The organism is Kitasatospora sp. NBC_00374, from assembly GCF_041434935.1.
In the GTDB taxonomy this organism is placed as follows: domain Bacteria; phylum Actinomycetota; class Actinomycetes; order Streptomycetales; family Streptomycetaceae; genus Kitasatospora.
The window spans coordinates 7,621,043-7,642,510 of the sequence record NZ_CP107964.1; the positions used below are offsets into that span (position 1 = coordinate 7,621,043).

1 protein-coding gene (running past one end of the window) is annotated in these 21,468 nt (G+C 73.4%); it reads left to right on the plus strand.

The features are described 5' to 3' along the window. Positions 1 to 21,277 carry the 3' portion of a type I polyketide synthase gene (locus OG871_RS33360; RefSeq protein ID WP_371501920.1) on the plus strand. The gene continues 13,247 nt to the left of window position 1, outside the view, so only the last 21,277 of its 34,524 coding nucleotides appear in the window; its start codon lies off the left edge, out of view; its stop codon occupies positions 21,275 to 21,277. The last annotated feature ends 191 nt before the right edge of the window (positions 21,278 to 21,468 follow it).

Here is a 21,468-nt window from a genome sequence, read left to right on the forward strand (position 1 = left end):
GCTGGCCGCGGCCGGGTTCGGCTACGGACCCGTGTTCCAGGGGCTGCGGGCCGCATGGCGCCACGACGGCGACACGTACGCCGAGCTCCGACTGCCCGAGAGCGCCCACGAGGACGCCGAACAGTACGGCCTGCACCCGGCGCTCCTCGACGCCGCGCTGCACGCCCTCGGCCTCGACATCGCCGACGGTCCGACGGCCGGCGGCCCCCGCCAGGCCCGGATCCCGTTCTCCTGGAACGGCGTTACCCTCTACGCGGCCGGTGCGAACGCCCTGCGCCTGCGCCTCTCCGAGACCAGTCAGGACGCGGCCTCGCTGCTCCTGGCGGACGAGACCGGCCGACCGGTGGCCGCCGTGGAGACCCTGGTCTCCCGCGAGGTCTCCGAGGACCAGGTGCGCAGCGCACGCGGCGGCTTCGTCGACTCGCTCCACCGGGTGGAGTGGACCGTGCTGCCGGTGTCCGCCGCCCCCGCAGGCCGCTGGGCCGTGCTGGGCGAGGACACGGCGGGCATGGGAGCGCAGCAGTACGCGGACCTGGCGGCGCTGGGTGTGGCGGTCGAGGGCGGCGTGGCCGTCCCGGACGCGGTGTTCCTGGCGCTGGAGCCCGGTGATGCGGCTGATCTCCCGTCGGCTGTGCGTGCCGCGCTGCACGGGGTGCTGGGTACGGTGCAGGAGTGGCTGGCGGACGAGCGGTTCGCGGACTCGCGTCTCGTCCTGGTGACCCGTCGCGCCGTCGGCGCGGAGGTCGAGGATCTGGTGCACGCCCCCGTCTGGGGCCTGGTGCGCTCCGCCCAGGGGGAGAACCCCGACCGGCTGGTCCTGCTGGACGTCGACGGCGGCGACTTCTCCCGCGAGGCCCTCTCCGCCGCACTCGCGGCCGGTGAGCCCGAGCTCGCGGTGCGCGGCGGCGCCGTGCAGGTGCCGCGCCTGGCCCGGGTGGCCGGGGCCGTCGACGCCGCCCCGGTGTTCGGTTCTTCCGGCACGGTTCTGGTGACGGGCGCCTCGGGTCTGCTGGGCGCTCTGGTGGCCCGTCACCTGGTGGCGGAGCACGGGGTGCGCAGTCTGCTGCTGGTCTCGCGTCGTGGTGCGGACGCGCCGGGTGCGGCCGAGCTGGTCGCGGAGCTGTCCGAGGCCGGCGCCGCCGTCACCGTGGCGGCCTGCGACGTGGCCGATCGCGAGTCTCTGGCGGTCCTCCTGGCCGGGCACGAGCTGTCCGGCGTCGTCCACACGGCCGGTGTCCTGGACGACGGCATCGTCGCCTCGCTCACCCCCGACCGCCTCGACACCGTCCTGCGTCCCAAGGTCGACGCGGCGCTAGCCCTGCACGAGCTGACGGCCGACCACGACCTCACCGCCTTCGTCCTCTTCTCCTCCGCCGCCGGCACGCTCAGCAGCCCCGGCCAGGGCAACTACGCCGCGGCCAACGTCTTCCTCGACGCCCTGGCCACCCGGCGCCGCGCCGCCGGACTACCCGCCACCTCGCTCGCCTGGGGCCCGTGGGCCGACAGCAGCGGCATGGTCGGCAGCCTCGACGAGCTGGACATCCAGCGGATGAGCCGCAGCGGCATCCACGGCCTCGCCTCCACCGAGGGCCTGACACTGCTGGACGCGGCCACCGCCACCGGCGCCGCCGTCCTGGTGCCGATGCGCCTCGACCCGGCCGCCCTGCGCACCCAGGCCGCCGCCGGGACCCTGCCGGCGCTGCTGCGCGGCCTGGTCCGGGTGCCGACCAGGCGGGCCGCGCGAGCCGGGTCCTCGGTGGGCGGCTCCGAGCTGGTCACCCGCCTGCTCGCCCAGCCCGCCGCCGACCGCGAGCAGACCCTGCTCGACCTGGTCCGCGCCCGCGTCGCCTCCGTTCTCGGCTACGCCGACGCGGACGCGGTGGACGCGGGCCGGGCGTTCAAGGAGCTGGGCTTCGACTCGCTCACGGCCGTCGAGCTGCGCAACGAGCTCAACGGCGCGACGGGCCTGCGCCTGCCCGCGACACTGATCTTCGACTACCCCACCCCCGGCTCCCTCGCCGCCTTCCTGCTCACCGAACTCCTCGGCGACGACGCGGACGACAGCACCGCCGCGACCGGCAGCGCAGCCGTCCGGCCTTCCACGGCCGCGAACGACGAGCCGATTGCCATCGTCGGCATGGCCTGCCGCTACCCGGGCGGCGTGGAGTCGCCGGACGACCTGTGGCGACTGGTGCACGAGGCCGGCGACGCGATCACCGGCTTCCCGAGCAGCCGCGGCTGGGACCTCGACGGCCTCTACCACCCCGACCCGGACCACCAGGGCACCACCTACGCCCGTGAAGGCGGCTTCCTGCACGACGCGGGCCTGTTCGACCCGGACTTCTTCGGCATCTCGCCGCGCGAGGCCCTGGCCATGGACCCGCAGCAGCGGCTGCTGCTGGAGACCTCCTGGGAGGCGATCGAGCGCGCCGGCATCGACCCGGCCTCGCTGCGCGGCAGCCGGACCGGCGTCTTCGCCGGCGTGATGTACCACGACTACGCCACCGGCATCAGTGAGCTCCCCGACGGAGTCGAGGGCTACCTCGGCACCGGGGTCTCGGGCAGCATCGCCTCCGGCCGGGTCGCCTACACCTTCGGCCTCGAAGGCCCCGCCGTCACCGTCGACACGGCCTGCTCCTCCTCGCTGGTGGCCCTGCACTGGGCGATCCAGGCGCTGCGCCAGGGCGAGTGCACCATGGCGCTGGCCGGCGGTGTCACCGTCATGGCGACGCCCGAGACCTTCGTCGACTTCAGCCGCCAGCGCGGCCTCTCGGCCGACGGTCGCTGCAAGGCGTTCTCCGCCGAGGCCGACGGCACCGGCTGGGGCGAGGGCGTCGGCATGCTGCTCGTCGAGCGGCTCTCCGACGCCCGCCGCAACGGCCACCAGGTCCTGGCCGTCGTGCGCGGCAGCGCCGTCAACCAGGACGGTGCGTCGAACGGTCTGACGGCGCCGAACGGTCCGTCGCAGCAGCGGGTGATCCGTCAGGCGTTGGCGAATGCCGGTCTGGCGTCGGATCAGGTGGATGCGGTGGAGGCGCACGGGACGGGTACGACGCTGGGTGATCCGATCGAGGCGCAGGCGCTGCTGAACACCTATGGCCGTGAGCGGTCCGCGGAGCAGCCGCTGTGGCTGGGTTCGTTGAAGTCGAACATCGGTCACACGCAGGCGGCTGCGGGTGTGGGCGGCATCATCAAGATGGTGATGGCGATGCGGCACGGTGTGCTGCCGCAGACGCTGCACGTGAACGAGCCGTCGGCGAAGGTGGACTGGTCGTCGGGTGCGGTGGAGCTGTTGACGGAGCGTCGGGCGTGGCCGGAGACGGGCCGTCCGCGCCGGGCGGCGGTGTCCTCCTTCGGGATCAGCGGCACCAACGCCCACACCATCCTGGAATACACCCCTGCCCCCGCGCCCGCTCCGGTGGAGGTTCCCGAGGCCCCGGCCGCCTCGGCGGTCCCTGTCCCGCTGCTGCTGTCGGCGAAGACCGACAAGGCCCTGCAGGGCCAGGCCGCGTGCCTGCTGACGCTGCTGAGCGAGCAGCCCGGCTTCGATCTGCTCGACGTCGGCCATTCGCTGGTGGTGTCGCGGGCCGGTTTCGAGCACCGGGCGGTGGTGGTGGCGGGTGACCGTGCCGCTGCGGTGGCGGGGTTGGAGGCGCTGGCGGGTGATCTGCCGGGCGCGGGCGTGGTGCAGGGCGTCACGGGTACTCCCGGCAAGGTGGCGTTCGTCTTTCCGGGGCAGGGTTCGCAGTGGGCGGCGATGGCGGTGGAGCTGCTGGAGTCGTCGCCGGTGTTCGCGGCTCGGATGGCTGAGTGCGCGGTGGCGTTGGCGCCGTTCGCGGACGGGTGGTCGCTGCTGGACGTGGTCCGTGGTGGTGGCGGTGACGCCTGGATGGACCGGGTCGACGTGGTGCAGCCGGTGCTGTGGGCGGTGATGGTGTCGCTGGCGGAGGTGTGGCGGGCGGCCGGTGTCGAGCCGGGCGCGGTCGTGGGTCACTCGCAGGGTGAGATCGCTGCCGCTGTGGTGGCGGGCGCGCTCTCCGTCGAGGACGGTGCCCGGGTGGTGGCGCTTCGCAGTCGGGCGATCGCGGGTGGGCTGGCGGGTCTGGGTGGCATGGTGTCGGTCGCGTTGCCGGTGGAGGGGGTGCGTGAGCGTCTCTCCCTCTGGGGTGAGGAGCGGATCTCGGTGGCGGCCGTGAACGGCCCGTCGTCGGTGGTCGTGTCCGGTGAACCGGCGGCGCTGGAGGAGTTGTTGGCGTCCTGCGAGGCGGACGGTGTCCGTGCCCGCCGGATCCCGGTGGACTACGCCTCGCACTCCGCGCAGGTGGAGTCGATCCGTGCCGAGCTGCTCGAACTGCTCGCTGACGTACGCCCGCGGGCGGGCTCGGTGCCCGTGTTCTCGACGGTCACCGGTGAACTCACCGACGGCTCCGGCATGGACGCCGAGTACTGGTACACCAACCTCCGCACGACCGTCCGTTTCGCCGAGGCGGTGGACACCCTCCTCGCGGACGGCTTCGGCACGTTCGTCGAGGTCAGCGCCCACCCCGTGCTGGCGATGGCGGTGCAGGACGCCGCCGAGGCGGCCGGCCGCGAGGTGGCGGCGTTCGGGACGCTGCGCCGGCACGACGGCGGTCTGGAGCGGTTGTTCGCCTCGTTCGCGGAGGCGTGGGTGCGCGGGCTGCGGGTGGACTGGCAGGGGCTGCTGGCCGATCGTGGCGCGCGGACGGTGGAGCTGCCGACCTACGCCTTCCAGCGCGACCGGTACTGGCTGGAGTCGGACGGGTCCGTGGCCGTCGTCGAGACGCCGGTCGACGCTGTCGACGCCCGCTTCTGGGAGGCCGTCGAGAGCGGCGACGTCGACGCGATCTCGGTGGCCCTCGATCTGGCCGCCGACCGGCCGCTGAGCGAGGTCCTGCCGGCCCTCTCCGCCTGGCGTCGTCAGAGCCGTGAGCTGTCCACGGTCGATGGCTGGCGTTACCGGGACAGTTGGAAGCCGGTGACGGATCTGGGTTCGGGTGTGCTGGCGGGGTCCTGGTTGCTGGTGGTTCCGGCGGGCTCTGGTGGCGATGCTGCGGTGGTTGCGCTGGAGGGCATGTTCGCGGCGCGTGGTGTGGATGTTCGCCGGTGTGAGGTGGACGGTGTTGTGGCGGACCGGTCTTCGGTGGCCGGGGTGTTGCGGGGTGTGCTGGCGGATGGTGTCGAGCTGTCCGGTGTGGTGTCGCTGCTGGCGGTGGCTGGTGGTCCGGTGTCGACGTTGGTGTTGGTGCAGGCGCTCGGTGATGCCGGGGTCGGTGCTCCGCTGTGGTGTGTGACGCGTGGTGCGGTGGCGACCGGTCGTTCGGAGCGGGTTGCTGATCCGGTGCAGGCGCAGGTGTGGGGTCTGGGCCGGGTGGTTGGTCTGGAGCATCCGGAGCGCTGGGGTGGGTTGATCGATCTGCCGGAGTCGGTGGATGGGCGGGTGCTGGGCCGTCTGGCTGCTGTGCTGGCCGGTGGTGGCGAGGACCAGGTGGCCGTGCGGGCTTCGGGCGTCTTCGGTCGTCGTCTGGTGCGGGCTGTGCGTGGTGAGGGCGGTGTGTGGTCGCCGTCCGGCACGGTCCTGGTGACGGGTGGGACGGGTGCGTTGGGTGCGGAGGTGTCGCGCTGGCTGGCCCGGCGTGGTGCGGAGCGTCTGGTGCTGACGAGCCGTCGTGGTCTGGACGCGCCGGGCGCGGCGGAGCTGCGGGACGAGCTCGCCGCCCTGGGTGTGACCGTGACGGTCGCTGCGTGCGACGTGGCGGATCGTGAGGCGTTGGCCGGGCTTCTGGCGGAGCACGAGCTGTCGGCGGTGTTCCACACGGCGGGTGTGTTGGACGACGGTGTGGTGGACGGTCTGACGGCCGAGCGGTTCGCGACGGTGGCTCGTCCGAAGGTGGATGCGGCGCGGAACCTGCATGAGCTGACGGCCGGCCACGACCTGTCGGCGTTCGTGCTGTTCTCCTCGATGGCGGGTTCGGTCGGCAGCGCCGGTCAGGGTAACTACGCCGCGGCCAACGCGTACTTGGACGCGCTTGCCGAGCAGCGTCGCGCGGACGGTCTGCCGGCGACGTCGATCGCCTGGGGTGCGTGGGCGGAGGCGGGCCTGGCCACCGACCAGATGATCGCCGACCGTCTGCGCCGCGACGGCGTGGCGGGCATGGCGCCCGCGCTCGCCATCACGGCGATGCAGCACGCGCTCGACCAGGGCGACACGGCCCTCACGATCGCCGACATCCTCTGGGAGCGGCTGGCCGGCGAGTTCGAGGCCGTTCGACCGGGCCGGCTCTTCGCCGAAATTCCCGACGTGCAGCGGTTGAAGTCTTCGGCGGATGCCGGTCAGGCCACCGCCTCCCCGACCGCCGTCGGAACCTCGCTGGCGCAGCGGCTCGCCGGGCTGTCGGCCGCCGAACGCGGCCGGGTACTGCTGGACCTGGTGCGTGCCCAGGTGGCCGCCGTGCTCGGCTACGCCGGGTCGGAGTTGGTCGAAGGGGGCCGGGCGTTCAAGGAGCTCGGCTTCGACTCGCTGACCGCCGTCGACCTGCGCAACCGCCTGAACGCGGCCACGGGGCTCCGGCTCTCCGCCACGCTGGTCTTCGACTACCCGTCGGCGACCGCCCTGGCCGAGCATCTCGCTGTTGAACTGCTCGGCCTGCAGCCGGCGCTCGCGGCCACGTCGGCCGCCGCCACAGCCGTGGACGACGAGCCGATCGCCATCGTGGCGATGGCCTGCCGTTTCCCGGGTGGGGTCCGCTCGCCGGAGGCGCTGTGGGAGCTGCTGCTCGTGGGCGACGATGCCGTGGTCGACTTCCCGACCGACCGTGGCTGGGACCTGGACTCACTCTTCGACGACGACCCGGACAAGCTCGGCAAGGTCTACACCCGCAAGGGCGCGTTCCTCCAGGAGGCCACCCGCTTCGACGCCGCGTTCTTCGGCATCTCGCCGCGTGAGGCGACCGCCATGGACCCGCAGCAGCGCCTGCTGCTGGAGACCTCCTGGGAGGCCTTCGAGCGCGCCGGCGTCGACCCGGCGACCCTGCGTGGCAGCCAGGCCGGTGTGTTCATCGGCACCAACGGCCAGGACTACATCTCGCTCCTGACCGAAGGGCAGGAAGGTGCCGAGGGGCACCGGCTGACGGGCACGGCGACGAGCGTCATCTCCGGCCGGCTGTCCTACACCTTCGGTCTTGAGGGCCCGGCGGTGTCGGTGGACACGGCGTGCTCGGCGTCGCTGGTCGCCCTGCACCTGGCGGTGCAGGCGCTGCGGAACGGTGAGTGCGACCTCGCGCTCGCCGGTGGTGTGACGGTGATGTCGACGCCTGACCTGTTCGTGGAGTTCAGCCGCCAGCGCGGACTGTCGGTGGACGGTCGCTGCAAGGCGTTCGCCGGTGCGGCGGACGGTACGGGCTGGGGCGAGGGCGCGGGCATGCTGCTCGTGGAGCGGTTGTCGGACGCGCGGCGCAACGGGCACCCGGTGCTGGCGGTGGTGCGCGGCAGCGCCGTCAACCAGGACGGCGCCAGCAACGGCCTGACGGCGCCGAACGGCCCGTCGCAGCAGCGGGTGATCCGCCAGGCGCTCGCCGCGGCCGGTCTGACGGCCGACCAGGTGGACGCCGTCGAGGCGCACGGCACGGGCACCCGTCTGGGCGACCCGATCGAGGCCCAGGCCCTCCTCGCCACCTACGGCCAGGAGCGCCGGGACGGCCGGGCCCTGCTGCTCGGCTCGGTGAAGTCGAACATCGGCCACACCCAGGCCGCGGCCGGTGTCGCCGGTGTGATGAAGATGGTCCTGGCGATGCAGCACGGCGTTCTGCCGAAGACCCTGCACGTGGACGCGCCGACCCCGCATGTCGAGTGGTCGCAGGGCGCGGTCGAACTGCTCACGGAGAACCTGCCCTGGCCGGAGACCGGTGAGCTGCGTCGCGTGGGTGTCTCGGCGTTCGGTGTCAGCGGCACGAACGCCCACACGATCCTGGAGCAGGCCCCGGTGGTCGAGGTGCTGCCGGTCTCCGAGGAGGCTGCTCCGCCGGTGATACCGGTGGTGCTGTCGGCGAAGACCGACGAGGCCCTGCGGGCGCAGGCCGCGGAGCTGGCGGCTCTGGTGGAGAGCGAGGGGGCACCCGGTCTGCTGGACCTGGGCTTCTCGTTGGCGACCGGCCGGGCGGCGTTCGAGCACCGGGCCGGGTTCGCTGCGGCGGATCGTGCGGAGCTGTTGGCGGGTCTGGTGTCGCTGTCGGGTGCCGGGGTGGTGGAGGGGCGTACGGCGTTCCTGTTCACCGGGCAGGGCAGTCAGCGGGTCGGGATGGGCGAGGAGTTGTACGCCTCGTATCCGGTGTTCGCGGACGCGTTCGATGCGGTCTGCGCGCACCTGGACCAGCATCTGGAGCGTCCGCTGCGCGAGGCGGTCGCGGATGCGGAGTCGGTGAACGAGACCGGGTTCACGCAGCCGGCGTTGTTCGCGTTGGAGGTGGCGCTGTTCCGGCTGCTGGAGTCGTGGGGTCTGGCCCCGGATGTGCTGGCGGGTCATTCGATCGGTGAGCTGGCCGCCGCGCATGTCGCGGGTGTGCTCTCGCTGGCCGATGCCGCCGAGCTGGTGGCGGCTCGTGGTCGGTTGATGCAGGCGCTGCCGCGTGGCGGGGCGATGGTGGCCGTGCAGGCGACCGAGGCGGAGGTGCTTCCGCTGCTGACCGAGGGCGTCGGTATCGCCGCCGTCAACGGGCCGACGGCGGTGGTGATTTCTGGCGTCGAGGACGCTGTCCTGGCCGTTGCCGAGCGGTTGGGGGCCGAGGGTCGCAAGACCAAGCGGCTGGCCGTCAGCCACGCGTTCCACTCGCCGCTGATGGACGGCATGCTGGACGAATTCCGTGCGGTGACTGCGCAGTTGACGTTCGAGGCTCCCCGGCTCCCGATCGTCTCCACCCTCACGGGCGGGTTCGCGTCTGCCGATGAGCTGACGGATCCCGAGTACTGGGTTCGGCACGTCCGTGAGGCCGTCCGCTTCGCCGACGCGGTGACGGTGCTGGAGGCCGACGGCGTCCGTACGTTCGTCGAGCTCGGCCCCGACGGGGTCCTGTCCGCGATGGCCCAGGACAGCGTGACGGCCGAGGCGGTGTTCGTCCCGGTCCTGCGGGCCGGCCGCCCCGAGGCCCGCACGCTGACCACCGCCCTCGTCCAGGCTCACGTCCGCGGCCTCGACGTCGACTGGCAGGCCGTGTTCGCGGGCACGGGCGCTCGCCGTGTCGACCTGCCGACCTACGCCTTCCAGCGTCAGCGCTACTGGCCGGAGTGGGTGAGCCGGACCACCGGTGACGTGACGTCCGTCGGTCTGGTGGCGGCCGGGCACCCGCTGCTGGGGGCTGCGGTGTCGCTGCCCGCGGTGGACGGCTTCCTCTTCACCGGCAGGCTGTCGGTGCAGTCGCACCCGTGGCTGGCGGACCACGCCGTGATGGGCTCGATCCTGCTGCCGGGTACGGCGTTCGTGGAGCTGGCGATCCGGGCCGGTGACCAGGTCGGCTGCGGGCTGCTGGAGGAGCTCACGCTCGCCGCACCGCTGGTGCTGCCCGAGCAGGGCGGCGTGCACGTCCAGCTCGCGGTCGAGGAGGCCGACGAGGCGGGACGCCGCGCGGTGAGCCTGCACTCCCGTCTGGAGGACTCGGCGGACGGCGAGGTCTGGACCCGGCACGCCACCGGCGTGCTGGCGCCGAACCACGGTGCCGCACTCCCGTCGTTCGACCTCGCCGAGTGGCCGCCGCAGGGCGCCACCGCGGTCGAGGTGGATGACCTCTACAACGACTTCCTGGACGCCGGGTTCGGCTACGGACCCGTCTTCCAGGGGCTGCGCGCCGCCTGGCGCCTCGGGGACGACGTCTATGCCGAGGTTCGCCTGCCGGAGAGCACCGGAAGCGACGCCGCGCTGTTCGGCCTGCACCCGGCACTGCTCGACGCCGCGCTGCACGCGGTCGGGATCGGGGACCTGCTGGATGCGAGCGGCGGCGGCCGGCTCCCGTTCTCGTGGAACGAGGTGACGCTGCACGCGGCCGGAGCCTCGGCGCTGCGCGTGCGGATGTCCCCGGCCGGCCGGGACACGGTGTCGCTGGTGCTCGCGGACGAATCCGGGCGCCCGGTGGCGACCGTGGCCTCGCTGGCGATGCGCGAGGTGTCGGCGGAGCAGGTCCGGGCGGCGAGCGGCGGTTCGGCCGAGTCGCTCTACCGGGTGGAGTGGACTGCCCTGCCGTTCTCGGCTGTCTCGGTGGGCCGTTGGGCGGTGCTGGGTGGTGGCGGGTTCGGCGCGGAGGCGTACGCGGATCTGGCGGCGCTGGGTGTGGCGGTCGAGGGCGGCGTGGCCGTCCCGGACGCGGTGTTCCTGGCGCTGGAGCCGGGAGATGCGGCTGACCTTCCGTCGGCTGTGCGTGCCGCGCTGCACGGGGTGCTGGGTACGGTGCAGGAGTGGCTGGCGGACGAGCGGTTCGCGGACTCGCGACTCGTCCTGGTGACCCGCCGTGCCGTCGGTGCCGAGGTCGAGGATCTGGTGCACGCCCCCGTGTGGGGTCTGGTGCGTTCGGCGCAGTCCGAGAACCCCGGGCGTCTCGTCCTCCTGGACGTGGACAGCCCCACGCCTTCGGCTTCCGGCCTGATCGCGGGCGCCCTTGCGTCGGGCGAGCCCGAGCTGTTGATCCGTGGCGGTGCCGTGCAGGTGCCGCGCCTGAGCCGCGTGGTGACCCTTCCGGACAGCCCACCGGTGTTCGGTTCTTCCGGCACGGTTCTGGTGACGGGTGCCTCGGGTCTGCTGGGTGGTCTGGTGGCCCGTCATCTGGTGGCGGAGCACGGGGTGCGCAGTCTGCTGCTGGTCTCGCGTCGTGGTGCGGATGCGCCGGGTGCGGCCGGGCTGGTCGCGGAGCTTTCCGAGAGCGGCGCGTCGGTGACGGTCGCCGCCTGCGACGTGGCCGACCGCGAGGCCCTGGCGGTCCTCCTGGCCGAGCACGAGCTGTCCGGCGTCGTCCACACGGCCGGTGTCCTGGACGACGGCATCGTCGCCTCGCTCACCCCCGACCGCCTCGACACCGTGCTGCGTCCCAAGGTCGACGCGGCCTTCCACCTGGACGAGCTGACGGCCGGCCACGACCTCACCGCCTTCGTCCTCTTCTCCTCCGCCGCCGGTACCTTCGGTGGCCTCGGCCAGGGCAACTATGCGGCGGCCAACGTCTTCCTGGACGCCTTGGCCACCCGGCGCCGCGCCGCCGGCATGCCCGCCACCTCCCTCGCCTGGGGCGCCTGGGCGGACGGTGGCATGGTCGGCGGCCTCGCCGACGTCGACGTCCACCGCATGACCCGCGGCGGGGTCCAGGGCCTGCGCGCCGACGAGGGCCTCGCGCTCTTCGACGCCGCCGTGACGACCGGCGACGCGCTGGTGGTCCCGATCCAGCTGGACCTGGCCGCTCTGCGCGCCGAGGCGACGGCCGGCACCCTGCCTCCGCTGCTGCGCAGCCTGGTGCGAACCCCGGTCCGCCGTGCCGTCCAGAACGGCGTTCCCGGCCATGTGGCGGGCTCGACCCTGGCCCGGCGCCTTGTCGAGCTGTCGGCTGCCGACCGCGAGCAGACCGTACTGGACCTGGTCCGCGCCCGCGTCGCCTCCGTTCTCGGCTACGCCGACGCGGACGCGGTGGACGCGGGCCGGGCGTTCAAGGAGCTGGGCTTCGACTCGCTCACGGCCGTCGAGCTGCGCAACGAGCTCAACGGCGCGACGGGCCTGCGCCTGCCCGCGACGCTCGTCTTCGACTACCCGACGCCGGGCTCCCTCGCCGCCTTCCTGCTCACGGAACTGGTCGGCGAGGCACCGGAGGCCGCCGTCGCGGTCCGGATCGCGAGCGCCACCGACGAGCCGATCGCGATCGTCGGGATGGCCTGCCGCTTCCCGGGCGGCATCGGCTCGCCGGAGGACCTGTGGCGGCTGGTGTCGGAAGGACGGGACGCGGTGTCCGGCTTCCCGTCGGGCCGCGGCTGGGATCTGGAGAACCTGTATCACCCCGACCCGGACCACCAGGGCACCTCGTACGCCCGCGAGGGCGGCTTCCTGCACGACGCGGGGCTGTTCGATCCGGCGTTCTTCGGGATCTCGCCGCGTGAGGCGATCGCGATGGACCCGCAGCAGCGGCTGCTGCTGGAGACCTCCTGGGAGGCGTTCGAGCGGGCGGGCATCGACCCGGCGACGCTGCGCGGGAGCAAGACCGGCGTCTTCGCCGGCGTGATGTACCACGACTACGCCACGGGAGTCGGCGAGCTTCCCGACGGAGTCGAGGGCTACCTCGGCACCGGAAACTCCGGCAGCATCGCCTCCGGCCGCGTCGCCTACACCTTCGGCCTCGAAGGCCCCGCCGTCACCGTCGACACCGCCTGCTCCTCCTCCCTGGTCGCCCTGCACTGGGCGATCCAGGCGCTGCGCAGCGGTGAGTGCACCATGGCGCTCGCCGGCGGTGTGGCGATCATGTCCACCCCCGAGGTGTTCGTCGACTTCAGCCGCCAGCGGGCCCTGTCCGTGGACGGTCGCTGCCGGGCGTTCTCGGCGGACGCCGACGGCACCGGCTGGGGCGAGGGCGTCGGCATGGTCCTGGTCGAGCGGCTCTCCGACGCCCGCCGCAACGGGCACCCGGTGCTCGCGGTGGTGCGGGGTTCGGCGATCAACCAGGACGGTGCGTCGAACGGTCTGACGGCGCCGAACGGTCCGTCGCAGCAGCGGGTGATCCGTCAGGCGTTGGCGAATGCCGGTCTGGCGTCGGATCAGGTGGATGCGGTGGAGGCGCACGGGACGGGTACGACGCTGGGTGATCCGATCGAGGCGCAGGCGCTGCTGAACACCTATGGCCGTGAGCGGTCCGCGGAGCAGCCGCTGTGGCTGGGTTCGCTGAAGTCGAACATCGGTCACACGCAGGCGGCTGCGGGTGTGGGCGGCATCATCAAGATGGTGATGGCGATGCGGCACGGTGTGCTGCCGCAGACGCTGCACGTGAACGAGCCGTCGGCGAAGGTGGACTGGTCGTCGGGTGCGGTGGAGCTGTTGACGGAGCGTCGGGCGTGGCCGGAGACGGGCCGTCCGCGCCGGGCGGCGGTGTCCTCCTTCGGGATCAGCGGCACCAACGCCCACACCATCCTGGAGTATGTCCCGGCCCTTGCTCCGACTGAGCTTCCCGAGACCCCGGACTCCGCCGTCCCGATGCTGCTCTCGGCTCCGAGCGCCGCCGGCCTGCGCGGCCAGGCGGAGCGGCTGCTGACCTTCCTCGCGGATCGGCCGGAGGTGTCCCTGGCGGACGTCGGCCATTCGTTGGTGGTGTCGCGGGCCGGTTTCGAGCACCGGGCGGTGGTGGTGGCGGGTGACCGTGCCGCTGCGGTGGCGGGGTTGGAGGCGCTGGCGGGTGATCTGCCGGGCGCGGGTGTGGTGCAGGGTGTGGCGGGTTCTGCGGGGAAGGTGGCGTTCGTCTTTCCGGGTCAGGGTTCGCAGTGGGCGGCGATGGCGGTGGAGCTGTTGGAGTCGTCGCCGGTGTTCGCGGCTCGGATGGCTGAGTGTGGGGCGGCGTTGGCGCCGTTCGTGGACGGGTGGTCGCTGCTGGACGTGGTCCGTGGTGATGGTGGTGACGCCTGGATGGACCGGGTCGATGTGGTGCAGCCGGTGCTGTGGGCGGTGATGGTGTCGCTGGCGGAGGTGTGGCGGGCGGCCGGTGCCGAGCCGGGCACGGTGGTCGGTCACTCGCAGGGGGAGATCGCTGCCGCTGTGGTGGCGGGAGCGCTGTCCGTCGAGGACGGTGCCCGGGTGGTGGCGCTGCGCAGCCGCGCCATCGCCGGTGGGTTGGCGGGTCTGGGTGGCATGGTGTCGGTCGCGTTGCCGGTGGAGGGGGTGCGTGAGCGTCTCTCGGTCTGGGGTGAGGAGCGGATCTCGGTGGCGGCCGTGAACGGCCCGTCGTCGGTGGTCGTCTCCGGTGAACCGGTCGCGCTGGACGAGTTGTTGGCGTCCTGTGAGGCGGATGGGGTTCGTGCCCGCCGGATTCCGGTGGACTACGCCTCGCACTCCGCGCAGGTGGAGTCGATCCGTACCGAACTGCTGGAGGTCCTCGCCGAGGTACGCCCGCGGGCGGGTTCGGTGCCCGTGTTCTCGACGGTCACCGGTGAACTCACCGACGGCTCCGGCATGGACGCCGAGTACTGGTACACCAATCTCCGCACGACGGTCCGTTTCGCCGAGGCGGTGGACACCCTCCTCGCGGACGGCTTCGGCACGTTCGTGGAGGTCAGTGCCCATCCGGTGCTGGCGATGGCGGTGCAGGACGCCGCCGAGGTGGCCGGCCGGGAGGTGGCGGCGTTCGGGACGTTGCGGCGCCACGAGGGTGGTGCGGAGCGGTTGTTCGCGTCGTTCGCGGAGGCGTGGGTGCGCGGGCTGGGGGTGGACTGGCAGGGGCTGCTGGCCGATCGAGGCGCGCGGACGGTGGAGCTGCCGACCTACGCCTTCCAGCGCGAGTGGTACTGGTTGGAGCCGAGCGCGCCTGCGCAGGGCGTGGCTGCGGTCGAGGCTGTGGACGCCCGGTTCTGGGAGGCGGTGGAGCGCGAGGACCTGACGGCCCTGGCGGCGACCCTGGAGGTCGAGGGCGGCAGTGAACTGGGTGCCGTCCTGCCGATGCTGGCGGCCTGGCGTCGTCAGAGCCGCGAGCTGTCCACGGTGGACGGCTGGCGCTACCGGATCAGTTGGAAGCCGGTGACCGACACCGGTGCCGGCACGCCGTCCGGTACCTGGCTGCTGGCCGTTCCGGCAGGCCCCGGCGACGACGCCACCGCGGCGGGCCTGGAAGAGCTGTTCGCAGGCCGTCGGATCGGTCTGCGGCGGGTCGAGGTCGACTGCGCCGTCGTCGAGCGCGCCGGCCTCGCGGAGCAGCTGCGCGACGCCGTCTCCGACGGCACGTCCGTCGCCGGTGTGGTGTCGCTGCTCGCGGTGGCTGGTGGGCCGGTGGCGACGTTGGTGTTGGTGCAGGCGCTCGGTGATGCCGGGATCGGTGCTCCGCTGTGGTGTGTGACGCGTGGTGCGGTGGCGACCGGTCGTTCGGAGCGGGTGGCCGATCCGGTGCAGGCACAGGTCTGGGGTCTGGGCCGGGTGGTCGCTCTGGAGCATCCCGAGCGCTGGGGTGGGTTGATCGATCTTCCCGAGGTGCTCGACAGTCGGGTCTTCTCCCGGCTGGTGGGCGTCCTCGCCGGTGGTGGCGAGGACCAGGTGGCGGTTCGTGCCTCCGGTGTGTTCGGTCGTCGTCTGGTGCGGGCTGTGCGTGGTGAGGGCGGTGTGTGGTCGCCGTCCGGCACGGTGCTGGTGACGGGTGGGACGGGGGCGTTGGGTGCGGAGGTGTCGCGCTGGCTGGCCCGGGGTGGTGCGGAGCGTCTGGTGCTGACGAGCCGTCGTGGTCTGGACGCGCCGGGCGCGGCGGAGCTGCGGGATGAGCTCGCCGCCCTGGATGTGACCGTGACGGTCGCTGCGTGCGACGTGGCGGATCGTGAGGCGTTGGCCGGGCTGCTGGCGGAGCACGAGCTGTCGGCGGTGTTCCACACGGCGGGTGTGTTGGACGACGGTGTGGTGGACGGTCTGACGGCCGAGCGGTTCGCGACGGTGGCTCGTCCGAAGGTGGATGCGGCGCGGAACCTGCACGAGTTGACGGCTGGCCATGATCTGTCGGCGTTCGTGCTGTTCTCCTCGATGGCGGGTTCGGTCGGCAGCGCCGGTCAGGGTAACTACGCCGCCGCCAACGCGTACTTGGACGCGCTTGCCGAGCAGCGTCGCGCGGACGGTCTGCCGGCGACGTCGATCGCCTGGGGTGCGTGGGCGGAGGCGGGCCTGGCCACCGAGGATGTCGTGGCCGACCGCCTGCGCCGCGACGGAGTCGTTGGCATGGCGCATGCGCTGGCGATCACGGCGATGCAGCACGCGCTCGACCAGGGCGACACCACCCTCACGATTGCGGCGGTGGACTGGGAGCGGGTCGCCGGTGAGACCGCCGCAGTGCGGGCCAGCCGGCTGTTCGACGAGATTCCCGAGGCCCACCGTGTCATGGAGGCCGCTGCTGCGGCGTCCTCGGACACGACGGCTGCCGGCTCCTCGCTGGCACAGCGACTGGCCACGCTGTCGGAGGCCGAGCGGGGCCGGACCCTCCTGGATCTGGTGCGTGCTCAGGTGGCCGCCGTGCTCGGCTATGCCGGGTCGGAGGCGGTCGAGGCGGGTCGGGCGTTCAAGGAGCTGGGCTTCGATTCGCTGACCGCCGTCGACCTGCGGAACCGCCTGAACGCGGCCACGGGGCTCCGGCTCTCGGCGACGCTGGTCTTCGACTACCCGTCGGCCGCCGCGCTGGCGGACCACCTGGGCGCGGAGCTGCTGGGTGCCCGCCCGGCGGCCCTGACGCCCACCGCGGTCCTGCCCTCGTCGCTGTCGGACGACGAGCCGATCGCGATCGTGGCGATGAGCTGCCGTTTCCCGGGTGGTGCCAACACTCCCGAGGAGCTGTGGGAGCTGCTGCTGTCCGGTGGTGACGCGATCGGGGACTTCCCGACGGACCGTGGTTGGGACGTCGAGTCGCTGTACCACCCGGACCCGAGTCACCAGGGCACCACGTACGCCCGTGAGGGCGGATTCCTGGACCAGGCCACGCAGTTCGATCCGATGTTCTTCGGGATCTCGCCGCGTGAGGCACTGTCGATGGACCCGCAGCAGCGGCTGCTGCTGGAGACCTCCTGGGAGGCGTTCGAGCGCGCGGGTATCGACCCGACCTCGGTGCGTGGCACACAGGCAGGTGTCTTCGTCGGCACCAACGGCCAGGACTACGTCAACCTGCTGGTGGACGGCTTGGAGGGTGTCGAGGGTCACCGGCTGACGGGCACGGCGACGAGTGTGATCTCCGGCCGACTGTCCTACACCTTCGGTCTTGAGGGCCCGGCGGTGTCGGTGGACACGGCGTGCTCGGCGTCGCTGGTCGCGCTGCACATGGCCGTCCAGGCACTGCGCAACGGTGAGTGCGACCTCGCGCTCGCCGGTGGTGTGACGGTGATGTCGACGCCGGATCTGTTCGTGGAGTTCAGCCGGCAGCGCGGTCTGTCCGCGGACGGCCGGTGCAAGGCGTTCGCCGGTGCGGCGGACGGTACGGGCTGGGGCGAGGGCGCGGGCATGCTGCTCGTGGAGCGGCTGTCGGACGCCCAGCGCAACGGGCACCCGGTGCTCGCGGTCGTGCGTGGCTCGGCGATCAACCAGGACGGCGCCTCGAACGGCCTGACGGCGCCCAACGGCCCCTCCCAGCAGCGGGTGATCCGCCAGGCGCTCGCCGCGGCCGGTCTGACGGCCGACCAGGTGGACGCGGTCGAGGCGCACGGCACCGGCACCCGACTGGGTGACCCGATCGAGGCGCAGGCCCTGCTCGCGACCTACGGCCAGGCGCACAGCGACGAACAGCCGCTGTGGCTCGGTTCGGTGAAGTCGAACATCGGCCACACCCAGGCCGCGGCCGGTGTCGCCGGTGTGATGAAGATGGTTCTGGCGATGCAGCACGGCGTGCTGCCGAAGACCCTGCACGTCGACGCGCCGACCCCGCATGTCGAGTGGGCGGCGGGGAGCGTCTCGCTGCTGACCGACAACGTCGACTGGCCGCAGACCGGCCGTCCGCGCCGGGCGGGTATCTCCGCCTTCGGGATCAGCGGCACCAACGCCCACACGATCCTGGAGCAGGCCCCGGCCTCCGACCAGGTACCGGCCCCCGACGAGGCTGCACCGCCGGTGATACCGGTGGTGCTGTCGGCGAAGAACGCGGACGCCCTGCGGGCACAGGCCGCTGAGCTGACGGCTCTGGTGGTGAGCGAGGGGGCACCCGGTCTGCTGGACCTGGGCTTCTCGCTGGCGACCGGCCGGGCGGCGTTCGAGCACCGGGCCGGGTTCGCTGCGGCGGACCGTGAGGAACTGCTGGCCGGGCTGGCGGGTCTGACCGGCTCCGGCGTGATGACGGAAGGCCGTACGGCGTTCCTGTTCACCGGGCAGGGCAGTCAGCGGGTCGGGATGGGCGAGGAACTCTACGCCTCGTACCCGGTGTTCGCGGACGCGTTCGACGCGGTCTGCGCGCACCTGGACCAGTACCTGGAACGTCCGCTGCGCGAGGCGATGGCGGATGCGGAGTCGGTGAACGAGACGGGCTTCACCCAGCCGGCGCTGTTCGCGCTGGAGGTGTCGCTGTTCCGCCTCGTCGAATCGTGGGGCCTGCGGCCGGACTTCCTGGCCGGCCACTCGATCGGCGAGCTGGCCGCCGCCCACGTCGCCGGGGTGCTGTCCCTGGCGGACGCGGCGCAGCTGGTCGCGGCGCGCGGTCGCCTGATGCAGGCGCTGCCGCGCGGCGGCGCGATGGTGGCGGTGCAGGCGACCGAGGCCGAGGTGCTTCCGCTGCTCACCGAGGGCGTCGGCATCGCGGCCGTCAACGGGCCCACCTCCGTGGTGATCTCGGGCGCCGAGCAGGAAGTCCTCTCCATTGCCGAGCAGTTGGGGGCCGAGGGCCGCAAGACCAAGCGGCTCACCGTCAGCCACGCGTTCCACTCGCCGTTGATGGACGGCATGCTGGATGAATTCCGTTCCGTGGCAGCCCGGTTGACCTTCGAGGCTCCCCGGATCCCGATCGTGTCCACGCTCACCGGTGCGCTCGCATCCACCGAGCTCGCGGATCCCGAGTACTGGGTTCGGCACGTCCGTGAGGCCGTCCGCTTCGCCGACGCGATCGCGTCTCTGGAGGCCGACGGCGTCCGTACGTTCGTCGAACTCGGCCCGGACGGCGTCCTGTCCGCGATGGCCCAGGACGGTGTGACGGCCGAGGCGGTGTTCGTGCCGGTCCTGCGGGCCGGCCGGCCCGAGGCCCGCACGCTCACCACCGCGCTCACCCAGGCCCACGTCCGCGGCCTCGCCGTCGACTGGCAGGCGGTGTTCGCCGGAACCGGCGCCCGCCGCGTTGACCTGCCGACCTATGCCTTCCAGCGTCAGCGCTACTGGCCGGAGGCCCCCATGGCCGCCGCGACCGTCGTGCACGGTCACGCCGACCCGGTGGACGCCCGGTTCTGGGAGGCCGTCGAGAGCGAGGACCTGACGGCCCTGGCGGCCACCCTGGAGGTGGACGCCTCGGACGCGCAGTCCCCGCTGAACGCCCTGGCGCCCGTCCTTCCGGTGCTCTCCGCCTGGCGCCGCCAGCAGCGCGAGCAGCACGCGGTGGACGGCTGGCGCTACCGGGTGGCCTGGCGGCCGCTGTCCGTCGCGCCCACCGGTGTGCCGGCCGGCGACTGGCTGCTGGCCGTTCCGGCGGCCGCTGTGCTCCCGCAGGCCGCCCGGCAGTGGATCGACGCCGTCGAGCGGGCCGTGGCCGACGGCGGTGCCCGTCTGCGGCGGATCGCCGTCGACGCGGGCGCCTGCGAGCGCGCCGCGCTCGCCGGTGAACTGCGCGCCGCGCGCGCGGAGTCGGAGGGTTCAGCGATAGCCGGCGTCCTCTCGCTGCTGGCGCTGGACGAGGAGCAGCACCTGCTCCACCCGGCGCTCTCCGCCGGGCTCGCCGCGACCTCGGTGCTCGTCCAGGCCCTGGGCGACGCCGGGATCGGTGCGCCGCTGTGGTGCGCGACGCGCGGTGCGGTGGCGACGGGGAGTGCGCAGGGCCCGCTCAGCCCGTCCCAGGCGCAGGTCTGGGGTCTGGGCCGGGTGGTGGCGCTGGAGCACCCGGACCGCTGGGGCGGTCTGGTCGACCTGCCGGAGACGCTGGACGACCGGGCGGCCGCCCACCTGGCCGGCGTGCTGTCCGTGGTGGACGGCGAGGACCAGCTGGCCGTCCGCCGTTCCGGGGTGCTGGCCAGCCGCCTGGTGCGGGCCGACCGGGCCGGTGCGCCGGCGGCGCCCTGGCGGCCGCGCGGCACGGTGCTGATCACCGGCGGCACGGGGGCGCTGGGCGCGGAGGTGGCCCGCTGGCTGGCCCGCAACGGCGCCGAGCACCTGGTGCTCACCGGCCGACGGGGCGCCGAGGCCCCCGGGGCGGCCGCCCTGCGTGACGAACTGCTCGCGGCGGGCGTCCGGGTGACCCTGGAGGCCTGCGACGTGGCCGACCGGGAGGCGGTGGAGGCGCTGGTCAAGCGGCTGCGCTTCGCCGCCGACGGGCTGCCGCTGCGCGCGGTGGTGCACGCCGCCGGTGTCACCCAGGACACCCTTCTGACGGACAGCGACCTCGCCGAACTGGCGGCGGTCGTGGACGCCAAGGTGAGCGGTGCGGTCCACCTGGACGCGGCACTCGGCGACACCGAGCTGGACGCGTTCGTCCTGTTCTCCTCGATCTCCGGGGTGTGGGGCAGCGGGGGGCAGTCCGGCTACGCGGCGGCCAACGCCTTCCTCGACGCCCTGGCCACCCGGCGCCGGGCGGCCGGACTCGCGGCCACCTCGGTGGCGTGGGGCCCGTGGGGCGGGATCGGCATGGCGGCCGACGGTGTCACCGCCGAGCAGCTGAGCCGGCGCGGCCTGCGGGTGATCGCACCGGAGCTCGGTATCGCGGCACTCCAGCAGGCGCTGGACCACCGGGAGACGACGCTGACCGTGGCGGACGTGGACTGGGCGCTGTTCGCGCCCGCCTTCGCCGCCGCCCGGCCGCGCCCGCTCATCGGCGAGCTGCCCGAGGCCCGCGAGGCGCTGGAAGGCGCGGCGGCGGGCCCGGCGGGGGGTGGCGAGGAGCAGTCGGCGGCGTTCCAGGAGCGGCTGCGGGCCCTGCCCGCCGCCGAACGGGACCGGGCCCTGCTGGACCTGGTGCGGGGGGAGGTGGCCGCCGTCCTCGGCTACGCCGCGGCCGCGGCGGTCGAGGCCACCCGGGCGTTCAACGAGCTGGGCTTCGACTCGCTGACCGCGGTCGAGCTGCGCAACCGGCTCGGTGCCGTCGTCGGCCTGCGCCTGCCGGCCAGCCTGGTGTTCGACTATCCGAACCCGACCGCGCTCGCCGAGTACCTCCGGGCCGAGATCGTCGGTGACGAGGACTCCGGCGCGGCCCCGGCCCTCGCCGAACTCGAAGCGCTGGACCGGACGTTGTCGGCCCTCGCGCCGGACCACACCGACCGGGCCCGCGTCACGGCCCGCCTCCAGGCCCTGCTGGCCAAGTGGAACGCCGCCGACGACACGACGGAGGACGCGGACGAGGACGAGCTGGACGACGTCTCGGCCGACGACCTCCTCGACCTCATCAACAAGGAATTCGGCAGGTCCTGACCGTGAGCCCCGTTCCGGCCGGGGCGGGCCGCGCCCGCCCCGGCACCACCCCGGGCCCGGCGGCCCGCCCGGCCGCACCCCGGCCGGCCCCACCGGCCCCCGCCCGGGCCCCGGCACCGCCACGGTGCCGGGCCACCCCGGCCCTCCCGTCGACCTCCCCCCTGGGCGGGGCGTCGGCCCCGACCCCCCGG